The organism is Pseudomonas sp. VD-NE ins (assembly GCF_031882575.1).
In the GTDB taxonomy this organism is placed as follows: Bacteria; Pseudomonadota; Gammaproteobacteria; order Pseudomonadales; family Pseudomonadaceae; genus Aquipseudomonas; species Aquipseudomonas fluorescens_BZ.
In genome coordinates this window covers 5,226,300-5,248,015 of sequence record NZ_CP134772.1, presented here as the reverse complement: position 1 = coordinate 5,248,015, position 21,716 = coordinate 5,226,300, and the positions used below count along the sequence as shown (strand labels likewise).

The window sequence follows — 21,716 nt, the reverse complement described above, 5'->3', positions numbered from 1 at the left end:
TGGTGACATCAGCAATTCAGGAGTCCAGGTGATGGCCGGTCCGATCAAACTCGATTTTTCCGAGAAGTACGACGATCAACACGCGCAGAAATACCTGCGCAAGCACAAAGAAAGCCTTGGACGTCGTCTCTCCCATTGGCGTGACGAACAGATGGCCCGCAAGGCGCTGGCGTCGGTGGGTGAACCGGGACTGGTGCTGGATCTGCCTTGCGGTGCCGGGCGTTTCTGGCCCTTGTTGGGCGAAAAGACCAACCGGGTGATTATCGGCGCGGACAATTCCGAGTCGATGATCAAGACGGCAATGCAGTCGCAACCGGCCGATGTGGTGAAACGGGTACAACCCTTGCACACATCTGCCTTCGACATTGCCTTGCCTGACAACGCCGTCGACAGCATTTTCTGCATGCGTCTGCTCCACCACATCGGTGAAGCCGAGCATCGCCGGGCGATTCTGCGCGAATTCGAGCGCGTAACCCGGGACAGTGTGATCGTTTCGTTGTGGGTCGATGGCAATTTCAAAGCCTGGAAACGCCAGCGAGCCGAGCGCAACCGTGACAAACGCGAGTATCAGAATCGCTTTGTGTTACCGGCCGCTACGGTGGAAAAGGAGTTCGAGGAAGCAGGTTTTCGGATTCAGGAACAACTGGACTTTATTCCGCTCTACGCCATGTGGCGGGTTTACGTATTACGCAAGAGGTAACAGGATGGCAGTGCAATTTGCAGCAGAAACGGATGTCGCTCCGCAAGATCGCTTTGACTTTTACTGGAACCAGCGCGGCGAGTGGGTGGAAGAGCCCAACGTTCGACGTGGCGGGGAAAGTGGCGTGCAAAGGGTCGTGGGGCGCGATGGTCAACTGCTGTACGCCAAGCGCCAGACTGGTCATATCTATCGCAGTTGGTTGCACCCTTTTGGCCGTCCTACTGTTTTGCGTGAACTTGATGCGCTGACCGGCGTAAGCAAGCTCGGTGTGCGCGTGCCAGAAATCGTTTTTTGCGGCGCCCAGCCTGATCCGCAGCACAAATGGCGCGCGCTGCTGGTGACCAAGTCCCTGGACGGTTTCCAGGAACTGGAACATTGGCTGGCGGCTGCCGGCGGTCGCGATCAGTGTGGCGATGTGGTTTATGAGCGCGTGCTCAAGGACCTCGCCGAGAACCTGGCGCGCATGCACAAGGGCCGTTGGCAGCACAGCTGCATCTACATCAAACACGTGTTTGTGCGCGTGACCGGCGAAGGCGAGTCGGCCAAGGTCGAGGTCGCTTTGATCGATCTGGAGAAATGCCGCCAGCGTCTGACCGCCTATCGCGCCGCTTCCCACGACATGAAGCAATTGCGCCGCCATTCGTCGTTCCGCGACGCGGACTGGAAAAAACTCGTCTACTTTTATGAGACGGCGTTTGGCAGCGCTATCAAAGGTTTATAGCGATGAAACTAGAAATTGCACGAGGTTTGTTTTTGGTTGGAGCCTTGGCAGTTGCGTCATTGGCGGTGGCTGCCTGGGAGCAGCCCCGCATGCAGGTGGTTGGCGCGTCCGTAGACGACGCCCATTGCGCAGTCCCACGGGTGGCGAAAGCCTCCGTGGCGACCAAACCCGATCATGATTTGTTGCTGTTCATGTTCGGACTTTCTCAAGGGATGAGGCCGCAAAGTTGAACCGATTGAAGCCCACATAAAAGGCCTCGCAGATGCGAGGCCTTTTTTTATGCCAGGAATTCGGGTCTGGCCCCCTGTGGGAGCGAGCCTGCTCGCGAAAGCGGTCTGTCAGTTAATACCTATGGTGTCTGACACACCGCCTTCGCGAGCAGGCTCGCTCCCACACAGGGTTACGCGGTTTGTTTGGGATCGGGTTTCGCCAGCAGGGTGTACACGCACGGCAAGACAAACAGCGTAAACAACGTGCCAATCGACATCCCCGTGGCAATCACCATACCGATATCAAACCGGCTGACCGCCCCAGCACCCGTGGCCAGAATCAACGGCACCATGCCAAACACCATCGCCGCCGTGGTCATCAACACCGGCCGCAAACGAATCGCCGCCGCTTCCTCAACGGCTTCACGCGCCGTCAGGCCTTTGTCCTTGCGCAACTGGTTGGCGAACTCGACGATCAGAATCCCGTGTTTACTGATCAGGCCGATCAGCGTCACCAGCCCGACCTGAGTGTAGATGTTCATACTCGACCAACCAAGGAACAGCGGAATCAACGCCCCGCAGATCGACAACGGCACCGTCACCAGAATCACCAGCGGATCGCGGAAGCTCTCGAACTGCGCCGCCAGCACCAGAAAGATAATCGCCAGGGCCAAGGCAAACGTCACCCACAAGGCACTGCCTTCCTGGACGAACTGGCGTGAGGCGCCGCCATAGTCGAAGGCAAACCCGGCCGGCGCTTCTTCCCGGGCGATCTGCAGCACGGTGTCGATGGCTTCGCCCATGCTGACCAGCGGGAACCCGGAAATCTTCGCCGCGTTGAGCTGTTGGAACTGGTTGAGCTGACGCGGTCGTGCGCGGTCGCTGACCTTGATCAGCGTCGACAGTGGCAGCAACTCGCCCTGAGTGTTTTTCACGTAATAGTTGTTCAGCCAGTCCGGGTTATCGCGGTATGGCCGTTCGACCTGGGCGATCACCTTGTAGCTGCGCCCTTCGATGGTGAACCGGTTGATTTCCGCCTCGCCCAGCAGCGTCGCCAGCGTGCCACCGAGATCCAGCATCGACACGCCCATCTGCGCCGCTTTGGCGCGGTCGATATCGACCACCACCTCGGGTTTGTCGAACGCCAGATCAAGGTCGACGAAGGCGAATTTGCCGGATTCCATCGCGCGTTTCTTGATCCGGTCGGCGACTTGCAGCAGCAGTTCGTAATCGTTGGCGGTGTTGACCACAAACTCGAACGGCAAGCCTTCGCCGGTGCCGGGCAAGGAGGGCAGGTTGAAGCCGAAAATCTGCAGGCCGGGGATGGCGCCCAGTTTGCCTTGCACCTCGGGGAGGATCTGCATCTGCGTGCGGCTGCGTTCGTTCCACGGCTTGAGCAGGAAACCGCCGATCCCCGCCTGTACACCGTTGTAGCCGTTGATCTGGAACGAGGAGTAGTACTCCGGAAACTCCTTGAAGATCTTGATGAATTCGTCGGTGTAGGTGCTCAGGTAATCAAGGTTGGTCGGCTGCGGCGCAGTGGCCATCATGAAAATGATGCCCTGATCTTCGTCCGGGGCCAGCTCCGATTTGGTGAATTTGAGGAACACCGGGATCAGGCACAGCACGATCACCGCGAACACCAGCACCACCGGGCGCGTGTTCAGCGTGCCGTGCAGCATGCTCTGATAGCGGCGCTTGAGGCCTTCGAAGATACGGTCGAGGCGGTGCGCCAGGCCGCTGGGGTTTTCCTCGTGACGCAGCAAAAACGCGCACATCATCGGCGACAGGGTCAGGGCGACGATCCCGGAAATCACCACCGCGCCGGCCAGGGTCAGCGCAAACTCCTTGAACAACGCCCCGGTCAGCCCGGTGAGAAAACCGATCGGCGCATACACCGCCGCCAGGGTGATGGTCATCGAGACCACCGGCATGGCGATTTCTCGCGCGCCTTCCAGCGCCGCATCAAACGGCGTCTTGCCTTCCTCGATGTGCCGGTGGATGTTCTCCACCACGACAATAGCGTCGTCGACGACCAGACCGATGGCCAGCACCATTGCCAGCAGCGTCAACAGGTTCATCGAGTAGCCCATCATCTGCATGAAGAACATCACGCCGATCATCGACAGCGGAATGGTCACCACCGGGATCACCACCGAACGTAGCGCGCCGAGGAACAGGAACACCACGACGATAACGATCAGCACCGCTTCGAACAGGGTTTTCACCACTTCATCAATGGAGGCCTGAATAAACAGCGTAGCGTCGTAAGCGATCTCGCTTTTCAGGTTCGGCGGCAGTTGCGCTTCCAGCTCCGGCATCAGCTTGCGCACTTCCTTGATCACGTCCAGCGGGTTGGCGCCCGGTGTGGCTTTGATGCCGATGTACACCGACGGCGTGCCACCGAAGGAGCTGATCGAGTCGTAGTTTTCCGCACCCATTTCCACCCGCGCGACATCGCTGAGCAGCACGCGGCTGTCGCCACTGACCTTGAGCGGAATCGCCGCAAAAGCCTCGGCGGATTTCAGCTCGGTGTTGGCGTTGATGCTGGTGACCACGTACTCGCCTTTCACTTCGCCGGCGGCGGAGAGGAAGTTGTACTGGCGCACGGCGTTGGTCACATCGCTGGCGCTGAGGCCGAAACCGGCGAGTTTCACCGGGTCGAGCCACAGGCGCATGGCGAACACCTGATTGCCGAGAATCTCTGCTTCGGCCATGCCCGGCAGCGTGGCCAGTTTTGGCTGGATCACCCGTGACAGGTAATCGGTGATCTGCGGGTTGCTCAAATCCTTGCTGAAGAAGCTGATGTACATCAGCGCCGAGGCATCGGCGGACTCCTTGCTCAGCACCGGGTCTTCGGCGTCCTGCGGCAGCTTGTTCTTGACTTCGTTGGCCTTGGCCAGCAACTCGGTGAACAAACGGTCGGTATTGGAGCCGATGCGCGCGTAGATCGAAATCACCGAGAAGTTCTGCCGGCTGACCGAGGTCATGTAGTCGATGCCCTCGGCGCTGGCCAGACTTTGCTGCATCGGCTGGGTGATGTAGCCCTGAATGGTTTCGGCGTTGGCCCCGGGGTAAGCGGTGGTCACGGTGATCAGGGCGTTTTCCATTTGCGGGTATTGGCGCAGCGGCAACTTGCTCCAGGCCTGAAAGCCCAGAAGCACAATCAACAGGCTGACCACGGTGGCGAGCACCGGGCGGCGGATGAACGGATCAGTAAAAGCCATGGGGATTCCTTGATCAGTCGGCGCGAGGCGGACTGTTCTGCTCGCCGAGGGTCTTGTCGTCGCTGATGGCGATGTGTGCGCCGTTGTCCAGTTTGATCTGGCCAGCCGTCACCACTTGTTCGCCGTTCTGCACACCCTTGTTGATCATCACCAGGCCATCGCGGCGTTCACCGGTTTCGATGAAGCGGCGTTCGGCGATCAGCACTGGTTGGCCTTTGTCGTCCTTTTCGAGGCTGCCGTCCTCGGCTTTCTTCTGCCCGACCACGTAGATCGAGTTGCCGTAGAGGGTGTAGGTGATCGCGCTCTCCGGCACAACGATGTGTTTTTGCGGATCGGGCAGCAGCACTTCAAGGCTGGCAAACATGCCCGGCAGCAGTTTGCCATCGGGGTTGGCCAGGGTGGCGCGGATCAGAATATTGCGCGTGGTGCTTTCAACGATCGGGTTGATTGCGCTGATCTTGCCGGCGAAGTTTTGCCCGGGGTAAGCGGAGACCGAGATCTGCACCGGTTGACCGATGGCCAGTTTCGGGATCGATTGCTCGGGCAGGTAGAAGTCGGCGTAGAGGCTGCTCAAATCCTGCAGGGTAGCGATTTTGGTGCCGCTGGCGAGGTAGTCGCCAATGTCGACCTGGCGGATGCCGATGGTGCCGCTGAACGGCGCGAGAATGTGCTTTTTCGCCAGCGCTGCGTTGAGCTGATTGACCGTGGCTTTGTTCTTTTGCAGCACGGCGGAGAGGCGGTCGTACTCGCCTTTGGAAATGGCGCGGCTGTCGACCAGTTGGCTGCCTCGGCCGAAGTCCAGTTGCGCAAGACCCAGATCGGCCTTGGCGGTCTCCAGCAGTGCTGCTTCGACGGCGCTGTCGAGTTGCAGCAGCGGTTGCCCGGCCTTGACCTTCTGTCCGGATTCGAATTTGAGCTCGGTGACAGTGCCGGCGACCTCAAGACTCAGGTCGACGCCTTGCAGTGCCTTGAGGCTGCCGACGGTGGGCAGGCGCATCTGCCACGGGCGTTCGGTGGCGTTGGCCACGGCGACGCTGATCGGCGGTTTCGGCTTGGAAAAGCCCTGGATCATCGTGTAGATCGAAAAGGCTTTGTACCCGCCCAGCACCAGGACGATCAACAAAACAACACCCAACATGATCAGCATGCGGCGACGCAGCATATTTCCAGTTCCTTGGATAAATCAGGTGAGACAGGCGGGCACATTACTCCGAGTACAGGGGGGATTCCAACTGACAGTTCTTACAGGGTGGCGCAAAAAGATCGTCCGATCGCGGCCCGAGCCTTCGCCAGCTCCTACAGGGGATTGCATTCCAGAGTAGGAGCTGCCGCAGGCTGCGATCTTTTAAAGCTTTTTTTACGCCATCAGGTGTAGATGGTTGTCCCAGAGCCCCGCCGGCAACTCCAGCGGTTTGGCCAGCAACTCATCCTGACGGCAATCGTAGTAACGGCAACGGCCTTGACCGGAGGTCACGACAAAGCCGTCTTTCACTGCACCGACACCGGCGCAATCGGGCAGCGGCGCATCGAGGCGGACTTCGCCGCTGTCCAGATCCCAGATAAAGAAGCGGTTGCCACGCGGCGCCGTCAGGGCGACCAGGCGCAAGTCGCTGTGCACCGCAACACTGGCGGTGTAATGCCCCATCGACTGCAACTGATGCTCCGGCACCGGGAAGGCCACGAATGGCTGCCCCGGCCGCTTGATCGCCAACAGCTCCGAACGCTCATGCGAGGCGCCCATGAATTGCTGGCCGGCGACGATGGTGCCGTCGCTGGCAATGCCCAGATGGCGCACGCTGTTCATCTGCTGGGCGAGGGTTTCCTTGCTCAGCAACGTGCCGTCGCGCTGCATCAGGACCAGGCTCGGCTCCATGGCGTTGAGGTTCATATCGACGCGGCTTTCCGCCTCGGTGCGAATCCCGCCATTGGCCACCACCAGCGTCTCGCCATCAGGCATCCACGACACTTGATGCGGGCCGAGGCCGTGGGTGGAAATCTCCCCCGTGTGCACCAGCCGCTCGCCTTCGAACTTGTACACACCGAGCAAACCGCGACCGGGATCGGTCGTGTCGTTCTCGGTGGCGTACAGGTATTCGCCGTCCCTGTGCACCACGGCGTGACCGTAGAAATGCCGGTTCGGCTGCGACGTCACGGTTTGCAGCAACGTGCCGTCGCGCAGATCGATCAGGTAACTCTCGGTGCCCGGGCGACGTGCGACGAACAGCGCGATCGGCTGCGTCGGGTGGTTGAGGATGTCGTGGCAACGCTGGCCGACTTCGGTGGCGAACACCCGCGTGCCATCGAGCCGATAACCGACGGCGTAGTGCTTGCCGTCAGTGTCGTCGCGCGCCGACAGCAACAGCGGGCTCTGATCCTTGCGTTTGAACAGCGTCCAGCCGCCCAGCGTCACTGCTCCCAGCAGTGCACTACCTAAAGTCAGAACCTGACGTCGCAGCATGGCAGTTGCCCTCATCAGTCACCGTCGTTGGCGTTGAAGCCTAGTTGGATGCCCAGCGCCTTGGCCAGTTCGCCTTCGTGCAGGCGGTGGACGACGTTGAGGCTGTCGTAGATGTCGTTGAGTTGCTGACGACCGGCGTCGTCTTCAAGCATTTCGCCGAGCGAACGCTGGGTGCTGTCGAACAGTTTCAGCGAAGCGGCATAAGCGGCATCGATCTTGTCGGCCAATGGCTTTTGCTCAGCCGGCAACAGACCGCGCAGGCCTTTGTTGTCGACGCCTTCCCACACGGTTTTGGCAGCGGCGAGGCTGGCTTCCAGCGCGGTCAGGGACGACTGGCTGCGCCATGCATCGGCCTGGAACGGCTGTGGCACGCCCTTGCTCTGGCGGCCCATTGGCGTGCCGAGTTTTTTCTTCAGGGTATCCAGCGCGGTGACCTGCACCCGCAGCAGATCGGCGATCGCTTCGTGGGAGTCGGCGTAGCGCTGGTTGGGGAACTTGGTCATCTGCGCAAGCATGCCGTCGCTGTTGTTCCAGCCTTGCAGAATCTCTTCAGCCAATTGCTTCTGGCGCTCGCCGATGGCGATCAGCAGCGGGCAGTACTTGGCTTTCTGTTCGGCATTGGCCACGTCAGGCTTGGCGTCGAAGAGGATGTATTCGTAAGCCGAAAGGCCTTGCACGACCACACTGGATTTAGCCAAAGCGGCGGCATCGATCTGCGGCTGGGCGACCACCAGTTGTTCGACCTGACGGCCAACGAGGTTCTTCTTGTCCGGCCAGAACTGCACCTGCCACGAACGGTTGCCCTCGGCCAACGGGCCGATCAGCAGCGGTTGCAACTCGGCCCAGGCTTTCTGTGCGTGCAGGAAGTCGGCGCGCGCGGTCTCCAGGGTTTCTTTGCCCTGGCAGTAGGCGAGGGCGCTGACCGCCAGTTGCTTGTCGGCTTCGACCCAACGGGTGTAGGTCGGCAGGATCACCGATTTGGCGATGGCCGCCGAGGTGACCGCTTGCGGATCCTGCGGCGAGCAGGCGCCGAGGGCGAGCGCGGCGAGGCTGGTGAACAGTAGCTTGGGACGGAACATGTCGGGCTCCCGATTCTTTTATCAGTGTTTAAAGTGAGTTCAAAAACGCCAGTAGCGCGGCACGCTGCTCGGCATTGAAAGACAAAACCTGTTGCTGCGCGGCTTGCGCTTCGCCGCCATGCCAGAGCACCGCTTCGAGCAGATTGCGCGCGCGACCGTCATGCAAAAACTGCGTGTGCCCGCTGACCGCTTGCGTCAGGCCAATCCCCCACAACGGCGGCGTACGCCAGTCGCGGCCGGAGGCCTGGAATTCCGTGCGGTTGTCGGCCAGACCGTCGCCCATGTCATGCAGCAGCAGATCGCTGTACGGACGAATCACTTGATTGGCCAGCTCAGGTTCGGCCGCGTTGGCGGCGGTGGTGTATTTCGGCGTGTGGCAGGAATCGCAACCGGCCTGGAAAAACAGGTTCTTGCCGGCCAGCACTTGTTCGTCGTTGATGCCACGACGCGCAGGGACGGCGAGGTTACGGCTGTAGAACAGCACCAGACGCAGAATGTTGTCGCTGACTTCCGGTTCGCCGTCCGGGCCATTGCCATTCGGTGCCTGTTTGCAGGCAGTTTGCGCGTCGGTGCAGTCATCAAAGGGTCTCAAACTCGTCGTAAGGCCCATATCACCCGAAAACGCGTGAACATTCTGTTGATTGAGGTTCGGTTGCCCGGCTTTCCAGCCAAATCTGCCCATGACGGTTTTCTGCAAGGCGTCATCCCAGACCTGATTGGGCCGGCCATGGATGCCGTTTTTCGCTTTGGCCTGTGCGGCGGCGTTGGCGAGGATGGCTTCTTCGGGGATCGCTTCCAGCAGGCCGAGGCCGATCATCGGCGGCGCGACGCGTGCGGAAAAGCGCGTGTCCGGGTGCATCGGGCCGTAGCCGAGTTGAGTGATCTGCAACACCGGTTTGCGCAGTTCGACTTCGGTGCCGTCCTTGAAACGCACGGGCACTGGCGTGTAGTCGACGCGCACCTTGCCTTCCGGGGCAACGCCGGGCACGGCCATGTCCTGGAACTGGCCGCCGTAGACCGGCTCCGGCACCACGCCAACCTGCTCGATGAGCCGGACATATTCCGGCGCGTCGGGAATCGACAGCCTGACCAGCATCGACACCGCGTTGGCGGCATCCGGCGTCGGCGGATGACCGCGACCGTCCTTGATATGGCAGTTCTGGCAGGCGTTGGTGTTGAACAACGGGCCGAGGCCATCGCGCGCTGTGGTGGTCGACGGCGCAATCACCCACGGGCTGCGGAAGAAGCTGTTACCGACGCTGAAATCCACTCGGCGTGACGGCGGCAGGTTGGCCGAGGGCAGAGAGAACGCGTTCTGATCGGTCTTGCGCACGGTCGCTGCACCGCCCGAACGTGCTTCACCGGGCTCGGCCTTGGTGAAACGCGGGGCGTCATCGCAGGCACTCAGGCCCAGGGCCAGCAGCAGTGCGGACAAGCGAAGAGGCAGCGAGGGCATCAGACATCCTGCGGACGGGCAAAATTAAAGGCGCAAAGTCTAACAGGGCGAGGTGGTTTGAATAAGAGGAATTATCGTTTGCTTGATATGACGCAGGATTTCACTCGAGACCGAGGTGCGGCCATCGCTGGCAAGCCAGCTCCCACAGGTACAGCGGCGTTCACAATATCTGTGTGCACCAGCAATCCCTGTGGGAGCTGGCTTGCCAGCGATGGGGCCATCAGCATCACCACAAAAAGCAGACATGAAAAAGGCGACCCGAAGGTCGCCTTTTTTGACGCAGACGTGGTTGATCAGAACTCGTGATCAGCGTTGTCCGGGTTCAGGTCGCTGATGCCCAGTTTGCCGGCAGCGGCTTCGATCGAACCGGTCTGCTTGACCAGGGACGCGATCGCGTCGCGAACGATCTGGTTGCCAGCGGTGTTGCCGGCAGCGATCAACTGGTCGTAGTGCTCACCCTTGTTGGCGTGATCGACCATGACCTGGATCTTGGCCTCGGTGGCAGCCAGATCGGCTTTCAGCGCGGTGTCGGCCGCCGGGTCAGCCTTGGCCACCAGCGACGACAGGCTGGCGCCGGTCATCTTGGTGCCGTCAACACGGGTGTACTCGCCCAGGTAGACGTTACGAATGCCTTTGGCATCGTAGAAGTGCGAGTTGTGGGTGTTGTCGCTGAAGCAATCCTGCTCGTCTTCAGGGGAGTTGGCTTCCAGGGACACCTTCATGCGCTCGCCTGCCAGTTCGCCCAGCGACAGGCTGCCCATGCCGAAGAGCATTTTGCGCAGACCGGTTTCGCCCGGCTCGGCTTCCAGAGTGGCGCGGTAGTTGTCAGCCACGTTCGGCTTCCAGTTACCAACCATTTCTTCCAGATCGCTGACCAGCAATTGGGTCACGGACTTCAGGTAGGCACGACGACGATCGTTGTGGCCGCCAGTGGCGCCGGCGCCTTCGAGGTAGTCGGACGCAGGACGGTTGCCAGCGCCAGGGCCGGTGCCGTTGAGGTCCTGGCCCCAGAGCAGGAATTCGATGGCGTGGTAGCCGGTGGCGACGTTGGCCTCGGAGCCGCCCAGCTCGTTGAGGCTGGCGAGTTTTTCCGGGGTGATGTCTTTGACGTCGACCTTGTCTTCGCCGACCTGAACTTCGGTGTTGGCGATGATGTTGGCGGTGGCGCCCGGGTTACCCAGAGCGTGCTCGTAGGATTTGTCGACGTAGTCGATCAGACCCTCGTCCAGCGGCCAGGCGTTAACCTGACCTTCCCAATCGTCGATGATGGTGTTGCCGAAGCGGAACACTTCGCTCTGCAGGTACGGAACGCGCGCGGCGACCCAGGCAGCCTTGGCGGCTTTCAGGGTGTCGGCGTTCGGCTTGGCGAGGAAAGCATCGACGGCGGTTTGCAGGGTTTTCGCGGTAGATTCGGCATCGCTGTAAACGGCGAAGACCATGTCGGCGTAGTGCGCGACCACAGCCTTGGCGGCGGCTTCGTCGACTTTACCGGCAGCGGCAGGAGCAGCCGCAGGAGCGGTGGTGCTGGCGGCTGGCGTCGGCGCGGCCGGAGCGGCAGCCTTGTCTTTGCCTTCGCCGCAACCGGCGAGGGAAATAGCGATGGCCAGCAGACTGGCGGTAGCCAGAGGCATACGAATCATGGCGAACATCCTGCTTCGATAGTTGAGTGGACTCGCGCTGGGGGTGCGCAAAACTGCGACATAATGCAAATCTTTCGCATTATGTGTAAAGGGTTGTGGCTGGAAATATTTCTTATTTACGCAGATCAAAAGATCGTCCGATCGCGGCCCGAGCCTTCGGCAGCTCCTACAGGGGAACGAATTCCAAATGTAGGAGCTGCCGCAGGCTGCGATCTTTTGATCTTTTAGAGAATGGCCGCGTTAGTGCGTTGCGCTTGCTTGAGATAGGCGCTCAGTTCCCGGGCCGGCAATGGCTTGCTGTAGTGATAGCCCTGACCTTCGTGGCAGCCTTCGGAGATGATGTAGCTTTCCTGCTCGGCGGTTTCCACGCCCTCGGCGATCACCTGCATGCCAAGGCTCTTGCCCAGTTGAATGATGGCGCGAACGATCGTCGCATCATCATCGTCATCGAGCAGATCCTGAACGAAGCTCTTGTCGATCTTGATCTTGTCCAGCGGCAGGCTTTTCAGATAGCTCAGCGATGAATACCCGGTGCCGAAGTCGTCAATGGCGATCAATGCGCCGGAGCGGCGCAGGCTCAACAGGTGCTGCGCGGCGGTGCTGATGTCTTCCATCAGGCCGGTTTCGGTGACTTCCAGTTCGAGACTGCGCGGCGGCAGGCGGTACATCTGCAGCAGGTTATTGACCACGCGCGGCAACTCGGCGTGGTGCAGTTGCACGGTGGACAGATTGACCGCCATGCGCAGGTCGGCGAAACCCTGATCGTGCCATTCGCGCAGTTGCTTGCAGGCCTGATCGAGCACCCATTCGCCAATGGCGATGATCGTACCGTTCTGCTCGGCCAGCGGAATGAACAGGTCCGGCGGCACCAGACCATGCTCCGGGTGCTGCCAGCGAATCAGTGCTTCGACGCCGACCACGCGATGATCGCGATAGCTGATCTGTGGCTGATAGACGAGATAGAACTGATCGCGCAGCAAGGCATCGCGCAGGTCTTTTTCCAGCTCGCGACGGCGACGCATCTCGCTGTCGACGCTGGCGATATAGAACTGATAGCGGTTGCGCGAGCGCGTCTTGGCCAACGTCATGGTCTGCTCGGCCTTCTGCAACAGCTTCTCGGTGCTGTCGCCGTCCTCGGGGAACAGAGTGATGCCGATGGTCGCGCGCAGACGGATTTCCTGATGGTCGAGGGCAAACGCCGCTTCCAGATCATCAAGAATGCTTTGCGCCAGTTCCGCTGCTTCATAAGGCTGTTCGATGTCGGCCTGCACCAGTGCGAACTGATCGCCGCCCAAACGGGCGAGGGCGCCTAAACGGCCACTGTGGGCGCGCAAGCGATCAGCCAGGGCCAGCAACAATTGGTCGCCAGTCTGATAGCTGAATTGTTCGTTGATGCCTTTGAAATCATCCAGCCCGACGCACAGTACCGCGACCCGGCGTTGCAGCTTGCCGGCGTCGACCAGAATCTTGTCCAGTTGCTGCTGCAGTTGCTGGCGATTAGGCAGGCCGGTGAGGAAGTCGTATTGGGCCATGCGCAACAAACTGTTTTCGGCTTCGTGGCGCAGATGGGTGTTGCGTTCGATCGATTCGAGCAACTGGTTGGCGGTGTTGATCCAGATCCCCAGTTCGTTTTTCTCGTGGCCCTTGAGCTGCGGGATCTTGTGTTCGCTGGGGCGATCCGGGTTGATTTCGGTGAGGTGTTCGATGATTCGCGACAGCGGCTTGGTCAGCAGCCAGTGATAGACCAGATACAGCACCAGACCCATCGCCAATGCGCGCAGAACCCCGGAAATGAAGATGATCACCGAACTGACGATAAACCCTTCGCCATAGGTGGCGGTGTCGAGGGTGATGCTCAGGTCGCCGTAATATTCGCTGTACGGACCACGCCCTACCAATTGCGTGGTGAAGGTGCGCTCCTGGCCGAGGATCAGGTCAGTCAGCCAGCGGCTGTTGGACTGCTGCAATTCGCGGGATTTCTGCGCGAGCATCGCCTCGTTGGGATGGCCGATGGAAGCCTGACGCACGGCATCGTCCTGGAACAGGCCTTCGATCACCTGCATGCCCATTTCCCGATCGAGGCTGTAAACGGCCTGAGTCGAGGGATCACGGAACATGTCGAGGATGCGTTCGGCGTCGCCGGCAACGGCCTGGCGGGTTTTGTAGGCATCGAAAACAATCTGCGCGCAGCTCAAGACTACGCCGACGATCAATGCCGACAGGAGCACGACCCGGAGCAACTTCACCGACAAGCTGTTCTTGAGTTCCAGCTTCAAAGGGTTATTCCTTGTTCCGTGCGGGTAGCGTCAAGTTGCCATGAGTATTGGCAATCCCGAGTTGGCAGTCAAAGGGACAATCAGGCCGGGGATGATTTGCCCGTGGTCTCGTCCGAAATGCTGCTGTCTGGAGTATTAGCCCTAATTTGTACTATGTCGGTAGTTTCGCCCCTCAACTTGAGCGGTTCGCAGCATTTTTTCCTCTTTTTGATGTTAGCCCGCAGTGGCATGGCAGCAAGCAGCGGCAGACAGCTTTCAGCGTGAGAAAAACGCCATTGTTATGTAGGAGCTGCCGAAGGCTGCGATCTTTTGATCTTTGATCGTTCCCACGCTCAGCGTGGGAATGCCTCCAGGGACGCTCTGCGTCCAGTGACGCGGAGCGTCACGGGCTGCATTCCCACGCAGGAGCGTGGGAACGATCATCAAACGCCCATAAAAAAACCCGGCCGAAGCCGGGTTTTTTGACTGGCGCACAGCTTAAGCGGTGAAGGTTTTGCCTTCGAACTGCTCAGCAACGAACTTCCAGTTGACCAGGTTCCAGAACGCTTCGACGTACTTCGGACGAACGTTGCGGTAGTCGATGTAGTAAGCGTGTTCCCAGACGTCGCAGGTCAGCAGCGGGGTGTCGCCGCTGGTCAGCGGGTTGCCGGCGCCGATGGTGCTGGCCAGGGCCAGGGAACCGTCAGCCTTTTTCACCAGCCAGCCCCAGCCGGAACCGAAGGTGCCGATCGAGGTTTTGCTGAACTCTTCCTTGAACTTGTCGAACGAACCGAAGGCTGCGTTGATGGCTTCAGCCAGCGCGCCGGTTGGTTGACCGCCGGCGTTTGGTGCCAGGCAGTTCCAGTAGAAAGTGTGGTTCCAGACCTGAGCGGCGTTGTTGAAGATACCGCCCGAGGAAGTCTTGACGATTTCTTCCAGGGTCTTGCCTTCGAACTCGGTGCCTGGCACCAGGTTGTTCAGGTTCACGACATAGGTGTTGTGGTGCTTGTCGTGGTGGTATTCCAGGGTTTCCTTGGAAATGTGCGGCTGCAGGGCATCGTGTGCGTAAGGCAGCGGCGGCAATTCGAAAGCCATGATGATTCTCCTAATCAGGTCTGTTGCGGTGAGCGCAAGGCCGATCACGGGCGGCCAGAAATGCACCGGCGAGTTTTTACTCTTTGCGGCGCAGGGTTTCGATCATAGCACCGGGGTTGCGGCATAACCACGCAACAACTGTGTGGGATAGAGGTTCCAGAGCTGTTTGGAATAAATCAGCTGGCGAAAATCAATTGCCCGGCAACCGTGAACATCATCAACGCCACCACCAGATCGAGAATCCGCCAGGTGCTCGGACGCGCCAGCCATGGCGCCAACCACGCAGCGCCCAATGCCAAGGTGAAAAACCACAACAGCGAAGCACTCGCAGCACCAACCACATAAGCCCCCGGCACCGATTGCTGCGCGCCGAGAGAGCCGATCAGCAACACCGTATCCAGATAAACGTGCGGGTTGAGCAGCGTCACTGCCAACGCACTGAGCATCACCGCGCGCAATGAACGTACGGTCTGATTCGCACCCTGATCCATGCTTTGTTTCGAACAGGCCCGACGCAGCGCCTGGCTGCCGTACCAGATCAAAAACGTCGCGCCGCCCCAACGGGCAATCGCCAGCAGCGTCGGGTTCTGCGCGAGAATCGTCGCCAGGCCAAATACCCCGGCCGCCACCAGCAGGGCATCGCAGACCACGCACAGCGCCGCCACCGGCAGGTGATGTTCACGGCGCAGGCTCTGCGCCAATACAAACGCGTTCTGCGTGCCGATCGCCATGATCAGCCCGAACGCCACCAGCAGACCGTTCAGATAACTTTGCCACATAAAAATTACTCCGCGTTGTCTGCGAGATCGCGCAGCACTTGCATGGCGCGCTCGGCATCGGCCTGGCCGACAAACAAATGGTCGTGGTAATAACCGGCGATCACGTTGCAACTGATCCCGGCCTTGCCCAATGCCGTGGCGAATGCGGCGGTGAGGCCCACGGCTTCCAGAGCCGAATGCACATTCAGGGTTATCCACGCCGCGACATAGTCGAAGCTGAAACCGGACTGTTCGGCGTGGGAACGTTCGAGAATCACGGTCAGGCCTTCCTGCTCGCGGAAGCTGCCAACCATCTCCAGACCGCTCGGCAACGCGCCGTCGGGCAGGGTGCAGAACACGTATTCGCCGGCATTGAGTTGCGGGCTCATGCTGCGCAACAAAGTCGAGAGTGAAGTTTCGCCAGCCATGAAAGTGATCCTTGGGAAAGAGTGCTTGCTGGCTATTCTCCGGGCGAAACCTGTATAAGAAAAACCAATAGTGCTGATCGCTCATTAGGAAAACTGATGTTCGACTATAAATTGCTTTCCGCTCTGGCCGCCGTGGTCGAGCAGGCCGGATTCGAACGGGCCGCGCAGGTGCTGGGTTTGTCGCAATCGGCGATCTCGCAGCGGATCAAACTGCTCGAAGCGCGGGTCGGCCAGCCGGTGCTGATACGCGGCACGCCGCCATCGCCGACCGAAATTGGCCGGCGCCTGCTCAACCATGTGCAGCAGGTGCGTTTGCTTGAACGCGACTTGCAAACCCTTGTGCCCGCGCTGGACGAGGAGGGTTTGCCGGAACGTTTGCGCATCGCCCTTAATGCCGACAGTCTCGCCACATGGTGGGCCGAAGCGGTTGGCGATTTCTGTGCCGAACAGCATTTGTTGCTCGATCTGGTCGTCGAGGACCAGACGGTCGGCCTCAAACGCATGCGCGCTGGCGAAGTGGCCGCATGCCTTTGCGCCAGCGAACGACCGGTGGCCGGCGCGCGCAGTGTGTTGCTCGGGGCGATGCGTTATCGCGCGCTGGCCAGCCCGGCGTTTATCGAACGACATTTCCCCGACGGCGTACGCGCCGAACAACTGCCGCGTACCCCGGCGCTGGTGTTCGGCCCGGACGACTTCCTCCAGCATCGCTACCTCGCCTCGTTGGGCGTCGATGGCGGATTCGAACACCATTTATGTCCGTCCTCGGAAGGTTTTATCCGCCTGACCGAAGCCGGGCTCGGCTGGGGGCTGGTGCCGGAACTGCAAGTGCGCGAGCAGTTGCAACGCGGTGTGTTGCGCGAACTGTTGCCAGATAAACCGATCGATGTGCCGTTGTACTGGCATCATTGGCGCAATGGCGGTCAGCTGCTGGGCTTGCTGACCGAGCAATTGGTGCGTTCATCGGCGCAATGGCTAGTGGCTTAAAAGCAGATGCGAGCGTCAAGCTGCAAGCGGCAAGTCAAGCGCTGCGCACCGTTTTAACTTGCAGCTGGGGGCTTGAAGCTCGTAGCTGCTTTTTTGTTGGAGTTTTGCATGAGAATTCTGGTCACCGGCGCAAGCGGCTTCATTGGCGGACGCTTTGCGCGCTTCGCCCTGGAGCAGGGCCTGGACGTGCGGGTCAACGGTCGCCGGGCCGAGAGCGTGGAACATCTGGTGCGCCGTGGTGCCGAGTTTGTGCCTGGCGATCTGACCGATCCCGACCTGGTACGCGAACTGTGTTCCGACGTCGAAGCCGTGGTGCACTGCGCTGGGGCTGTCGGGCTGTGGGGCCGCTATCAGGACTTCCATCAAGGCAACGTGCAGGTCACCGAAAACGTCGTCGAAGCCTGCCTGAAGCAGCGCGTCCGCCGATTGGTGCATCTGTCGTCGCCGTCGATCTACTTCGATGGCCGTGATCACCTCAACCTGACCGAAGAGCAAGTGCCCAAGCGCTTCAAGCATCACTACGCCGCGACCAAGTATCTGGCCGAGCAAAAGGTTTTCGGTGCGCAGGAGTTCGGTCTGGAAACCATCGCTCTGCGCCCGCGTTTCGTCACCGGCGCCGGCGACATGAGCATCTTCCCGCGCCTGCTGAACATGCAGCGCAAGGGCCGGCTGGCGATCATCGGCAATGGCTTGAACAAAGTCGACTTCACCAGTGTGCAGAACCTCAACGAAGCGCTGCTCAGCAGTTTGCTGGCCGCCGGTTCCGCGCTGGGCAAGGCCTACAACATCAGCAACGGCGCGCCGGTACCGTTGTGGGATGTGGTCAATTACGTGATGCGCAAGATGGAAGTGCCGCAGGTCACCAAGTACCGTTCGTATGGTCTGGCCTACAGCGTTGCGGCGCTCAACGAAGGGGCGTGCAAGCTCTGGCCCGGGCGTCCGGAGCCAACCCTGTCGCGCCTGGGCATGCAGGTAATGAAAAAAAGTTTCACCCTCGACATCAGCCGCGCCCGGCATTATCTGGACTACGATCCGAAAGTCAGCCTGTGGTCGGCGCTGGATGAGTTCTGCGCGTGGTGGAAAGCTCAGGACATCCGTTGAAACGATTCGGCCGGGCGGCAATGAACCGTGTAGCCGCTTGGGGGTCAATCCCTGCGGCTGCGGCGGTTATACTTCGCAGCATTTAGCCATCACCGCGTTTCACAAAGGTTGCCTCAATGTCCATGCGTAATGATGCCCACGACGATTTCGATGATGTCCCGAGCCTGCGTGCCGACAACTTCGACGACGATGACATTCCGACCACCGCCCGCACCTCCGTGCACTCGCGCACGCCGCCGGTGGTCAAGGTCAAGGCCGCGAGTACCGGGCCGTTGTGGGCCTTGGTCGGTGCGCTGTTCTTCGCCTTTGTCGGTCTGGCCTGGTGGAGTTTCCAGCAGATCTCGCTGATGGAGCAGCAACTGGTCGCGACCCAGGAAAGCTTCGCGCGGATCAGCGAAGAAGCGGCCGGGCGCTTGCAGGACATTTCCGGCAAGGTCGTCGCCAGTCAGTCCAACGTCACCAGTGACAGCGAGGCCCTGAAGCTGCAAATCAAACAGCTCGAAGGCAAGCTGCTCGATCAGAGCAAGCAGCAGCAAGGCGTCGCGGGGCAGGCCAGTGATCTGGACAAACGCCTGGCGCAGATGACCGCGCAGACCACCGAACAGCAGAACGCCAATACCCAATTGCAGGCGCAGGTCAAAGCCTTGACTGCAGAACTGGCGACGGTGAAAAGCACGCCGGCCGACACCAGCAAGGTCGATGCTCAGTTGAAGGCCTTCGACGCTCAGTTCAAAAGCCTCGGCGCTGATATTGCGGCGTTGAAGAAGCAGGGCAACCCGAGCGCGGCGATCGATCGCCTCGAACAGGAAATCGTCGTCCTCAAAAGCGAACAGGACAACCGCCCGGCAGCCGCGCAGGGCGGCGGCAATACTGCTGAGTTCGATGCCTTCCGTGGGCAGATGACCCGCAACATCAATACGCTGCAGGCGCAGATCCAGAATCTGCAGCAGCAGATCAACGCCCGCCCTTGAATTCTGATCACCTGTGGTGGGGCCATTCCTCACCACAGGATCCGCGAAACGTTCAGAAACCCTCTGAATATCCATACATCACCTCAAGCCGTCTACGCTCTTGAAACACCAACAAGAACGAGGGATGCGCTATGGGGTTTTTGCATAAAGTGGCCTGGCTCGGCGTGATGTTACTGGCCGGTTTCGGCCAGGCCAGCGCCGCCACGACCGCCAAGGATGACAGTCAGGCCGCCATCGCCTTGCTGGAAAAAGCCCTGGCCTATTACCACGACAACGGCGACAAGGCGTTCGCCGCGTTCAGCCGCCAGGGCGAGTTCGTCGACAAGGATCGCTATGTATTCGTGGTCGATACCAAGGGCGTGATGCTCGCCAGTGGCGGGCCTTCATCAGCGTTGATCGGTCGTGACGTCAGTGAGGTGCTCGGTCCGGATTTGCAGAAAACCTTCAAGGACGCGTTGAAAGTGCCGGAAGGCAATGGCATCCAGCAGGCCGAATATCGTTGGCAGAATTGGGCCGATGGCAAGGTCGAGCGCAAGCACGTGTATTACCAGCGCATCGGCCAGCGGATTCTGGCGGTCGGTTATTACTTGCCGCGAGCCTCGGCTGAGCAGGCCAAGGCATTACTCGACAAAGCGGCGACTGATTTGGGCAAAGACGAGAAGGGCACGTTGACGGCGATCAACTCGCTCAAGGGCGGTTATTTGCAGGATGACCTGTACGTGTTTGTGGTGGATCTGAACACCCAGCGCTACGTCGCCCACGGCACCAATCTGCGTTTGATCAACACCGACTTCGGTAAGGTCAAGGATCCCGAAGGCAAACCGGTGGGCGAGCCGATTCTGGCGCTGATCGGCAAGCAGGATGAAGGTGAGTATGAATACCGTTGGAAAAACCCGGTGACCGGCAAGGTCGAGGACAAGCATGCTTACCTGAAGAAGGCCGGGCATTTCCTCGTGGCCGTGGGTTACTACAGCCCTTGAATGAAACACCGTCCTCCTGTGGGAGCGAGCCTGCTCCCACAGGGTTTTGTGGTGTTGCGGTTATTTGGCGCCGTGCTCGCGACCGCGCAGCAGGTTGTTCGGCATCGCAATCGCCGCCGCCAACCCGAGCAATGACACCACCGCACTCACCCACAACAAATGCCGGAATGTCACCAGCAACTCCGCACGCAAGGCGTTCTGCGCATCACCCGGCGCGGCGTTCAAACCATCGAGCAGGACGTTGCCCGAATGGCCCTCGCTCATCAGCGAACTGCTCGCCAGATGGGCGAAGCTGGAGTCCTGTAACAACGCCAGCAACAGCGCCGACATCAACGCCACGCCCACTGCGCCGCCGAGGGAACGAAACAGATTGGTGGTGCTGGTCGCTACGCCGATGTCGCGTTGTTCCACCGAATTCTGTGTGCCGACCAACGAGGTCGGGAACTGCATGCCGCTGGAAATGCCGCAGAGCAACATGAACAGTCCGCTGATCAGCGTCGCCTCCGGTGGGCTGAACGCCATGCCGAGAATCGCGATCGGCATCAGCAGAGCGCCGGTCAGAATCTGCGGTTTGTAACGCCCGGTGATCGACGTGCGCCGGCCAGCGAAGAATGCACCAATCGGCAAACCCATCGCTAATGGCAACAAGTGCAACGCGGCGCTGTCAGCCCCGGCCCCGGTGACACTCTGAAAGCGCAGCGGCATCAGCACAATCAGCGAAATCGCCTGGAAACTGGTGAAGAAAATCGTGCACCAGCACAGCAGCGCATTGCGATTGGCGAACAGGTGCATCGGCAGCAACGGCTCCCGCGCACGCCGCTCGTGCCAGACAAACAGCGCCAACACCACCACTGCAGAAGCGAACAAACCGAGTACTTCAGCGCTGCGCCAAGCATGACCCTGGCCGACCTGAGTAATGCCCAGCAGCAGGGCGGTCAGGCCGATGATCATCAACACAGTGCCGAGGTAATCGATGATCGGTTTGCGCTGCGGTATCGGCAGCCCGCGCAGATTGCGGCGGGCCACCCACCAGGCGCCGAGGCCCAGCGGCAGATTGATCAGAAACACCCAGCGCCACGACAGGTACTCGGTCATATAACCGCCCAAAACGGGACCTGCGACACTGGCCACCGCGTACATGCTGCTGAAGTAACCCTGATAACGCCCGCGTTCACGCGGCGGCACGATGTCGCCGATGATCGCCTGACTCACCGAAATCATCCCGCCGGCGCCGATGCCCTGAAGGATCCGCGCCAGCACCAGTTGCTCCATGCTTTGCGCCATGCCGCAAAACAGTGAGGCGAGGGTGAACAGGCCCATGCCGAACAGCATCAGTTTGCGTCGCCCGTACAAATCACCGAGCTTGCCGTAGATGGGTACGGCTACGGTCATCGCCACCATGTACCCGGAAATCACCCAGGCCAGCAGGCTGACGTCCTTGAACTGCGCAGAAATGGCCGGCATCGACACGGCGACGATGGTCTGGTCCAGCGCGCCGAGAAAGATCGCCATCATCAGCGCGACCAGCACGCTGCGAATGGCCGGTTTGGGCGTTTCGGGGTGATTGAGATTGGTCACGGGCAAAACCTGCGGGCAGTGAGAGTCCCGCAGATCGTCAGGCGAGCGGGGATGCTCGCCAGTGTAAGTCGGTAGG

The 21,716-nt window shown here is 60.2% G+C and carries 18 protein-coding genes; 7 read left to right on the top strand and 11 right to left on the bottom strand.

Going from position 1 to position 21,716, the window contains the following annotated elements:
* Nucleotides 1-31: 31 nt before the first annotated feature.
* The 3 genes from RMV17_RS23355 to RMV17_RS23345 are packed head-to-tail and all read left to right on the top strand — an operon-like array spanning nucleotide 32 to nucleotide 1,651.
* Nucleotides 32-700 carry a class I SAM-dependent methyltransferase gene (locus RMV17_RS23355; RefSeq protein ID WP_108225561.1) on the top strand — a complete coding sequence of 223 codons (669 nt, stop codon included), beginning with the start codon at nucleotides 32-34 and terminating at the stop codon, nucleotides 698-700.
* 4 nt (nucleotides 701-704) lie between these two features.
* A complete protein-coding gene (locus RMV17_RS23350; protein ID WP_007916599.1) occupies nucleotides 705-1,421 on the top strand; it encodes a lipopolysaccharide kinase InaA family protein in 717 nt (238 codons plus the stop codon).
* A gap of 2 nt (nucleotides 1,422-1,423) precedes the next feature.
* A complete protein-coding gene (locus RMV17_RS23345) occupies nucleotides 1,424-1,651 on the top strand; it encodes a hypothetical protein (protein WP_034153490.1) in 228 nt (75 codons plus the stop codon).
* 170 nt (nucleotides 1,652-1,821) lie between these two features.
* Here the strand turns inward: RMV17_RS23345 and RMV17_RS23340 are convergent, their stop codons facing one another.
* From RMV17_RS23340 to RMV17_RS23295, 10 genes are all read right to left on the bottom strand, one after another.
* Nucleotides 1,822-4,857, bottom strand: coding sequence for a multidrug efflux RND transporter permease subunit (locus RMV17_RS23340; RefSeq protein ID WP_311882863.1), 3,036 nt, complete (start codon nucleotides 4,855-4,857; stop codon nucleotides 1,822-1,824).
* A 13-nt stretch (nucleotides 4,858-4,870) separates the two neighbouring features.
* On the bottom strand, nucleotides 4,871-6,019 hold the full coding sequence (locus RMV17_RS23335; RefSeq protein WP_311882861.1) for an efflux RND transporter periplasmic adaptor subunit: 1,149 nt from the start codon (nucleotides 6,017-6,019) through the stop codon (nucleotides 4,871-4,873).
* A 195-nt stretch (nucleotides 6,020-6,214) separates the two neighbouring features.
* Nucleotides 6,215-7,315: a DUF1513 domain-containing protein gene (locus RMV17_RS23330; protein ID WP_311882859.1), complete on the bottom strand. Its 1,101-nt coding sequence runs from the start codon at nucleotides 7,313-7,315 to the stop codon at nucleotides 6,215-6,217.
* A 14-nt stretch (nucleotides 7,316-7,329) separates the two neighbouring features.
* On the bottom strand, nucleotides 7,330-8,394 hold the full coding sequence (locus RMV17_RS23325; RefSeq protein ID WP_102901054.1) for an imelysin family protein: 1,065 nt from the start codon (nucleotides 8,392-8,394) through the stop codon (nucleotides 7,330-7,332).
* Between the two features lie 28 nt (nucleotides 8,395-8,422).
* On the bottom strand, nucleotides 8,423-9,850 hold the full coding sequence (locus tag RMV17_RS23320) for a di-heme oxidoredictase family protein (RefSeq protein ID WP_311882856.1): 1,428 nt from the start codon (nucleotides 9,848-9,850) through the stop codon (nucleotides 8,423-8,425).
* A gap of 293 nt (nucleotides 9,851-10,143) precedes the next feature.
* Nucleotides 10,144-11,490 (bottom strand): imelysin family protein, encoded by a 1,347-nt coding sequence (locus RMV17_RS23315; protein WP_007918935.1) that lies wholly within the window; start codon nucleotides 11,488-11,490, stop codon nucleotides 10,144-10,146.
* A gap of 224 nt (nucleotides 11,491-11,714) precedes the next feature.
* On the bottom strand, nucleotides 11,715-13,766 hold the full coding sequence (locus tag RMV17_RS23310) for an EAL domain-containing protein (protein ID WP_311882853.1): 2,052 nt from the start codon (nucleotides 13,764-13,766) through the stop codon (nucleotides 11,715-11,717).
* A 477-nt stretch (nucleotides 13,767-14,243) separates the two neighbouring features.
* Nucleotides 14,244-14,840, bottom strand: a complete 597-nt coding sequence (locus RMV17_RS23305; RefSeq protein WP_007918933.1) for a superoxide dismutase — start codon at nucleotides 14,838-14,840, stop codon at nucleotides 14,244-14,246.
* A 176-nt stretch (nucleotides 14,841-15,016) separates the two neighbouring features.
* Nucleotides 15,017-15,619, bottom strand: a complete 603-nt coding sequence (locus RMV17_RS23300) for a LysE/ArgO family amino acid transporter (protein WP_311882850.1) — start codon at nucleotides 15,617-15,619, stop codon at nucleotides 15,017-15,019.
* A gap of 5 nt (nucleotides 15,620-15,624) precedes the next feature.
* On the bottom strand, nucleotides 15,625-16,026 hold the full coding sequence (locus RMV17_RS23295) for an ACT domain-containing protein (RefSeq protein ID WP_311882848.1): 402 nt from the start codon (nucleotides 16,024-16,026) through the stop codon (nucleotides 15,625-15,627).
* Between the two features lie 96 nt (nucleotides 16,027-16,122).
* On the opposite strand from RMV17_RS23295, the gene RMV17_RS23290 reads away from it, so the two are divergent.
* The 4 genes from RMV17_RS23290 (at nucleotide 16,123) to RMV17_RS23275 (ending at nucleotide 20,062) form a co-directional block, all read left to right on the top strand.
* The gene (locus RMV17_RS23290; RefSeq protein ID WP_034153480.1) at nucleotides 16,123-17,010 is read left to right on the top strand and encodes a LysR family transcriptional regulator ArgP; all 888 of its coding nucleotides are present in this window, start codon (nucleotides 16,123-16,125) and stop codon (nucleotides 17,008-17,010) included.
* A gap of 108 nt (nucleotides 17,011-17,118) precedes the next feature.
* Complete coding sequence (locus tag RMV17_RS23285) at nucleotides 17,119-18,111, top strand: NAD(P)-dependent oxidoreductase (protein WP_034153479.1); 993 nt, start codon at nucleotides 17,119-17,121, stop codon at nucleotides 18,109-18,111.
* Nucleotides 18,112-18,227: 116 nt separating this feature from the next.
* The gene (locus RMV17_RS23280; protein WP_034153478.1) at nucleotides 18,228-19,082 is read left to right on the top strand and encodes a hypothetical protein; all 855 of its coding nucleotides are present in this window, start codon (nucleotides 18,228-18,230) and stop codon (nucleotides 19,080-19,082) included.
* Nucleotides 19,083-19,213: 131 nt separating this feature from the next.
* Nucleotides 19,214-20,062 carry a cache domain-containing protein gene (locus tag RMV17_RS23275; RefSeq protein ID WP_311882843.1) on the top strand — a complete coding sequence of 283 codons (849 nt, stop codon included), beginning with the start codon at nucleotides 19,214-19,216 and terminating at the stop codon, nucleotides 20,060-20,062.
* Nucleotides 20,063-20,122: 60 nt separating this feature from the next.
* On the opposite strand, the gene RMV17_RS23270 is transcribed toward RMV17_RS23275, so the two are convergent.
* Nucleotides 20,123-21,640, bottom strand: coding sequence for an MDR family MFS transporter (locus tag RMV17_RS23270; protein ID WP_311882841.1), 1,518 nt, complete (start codon nucleotides 21,638-21,640; stop codon nucleotides 20,123-20,125).
* Nucleotides 21,641-21,716: the final 76 nt, after the last annotated feature.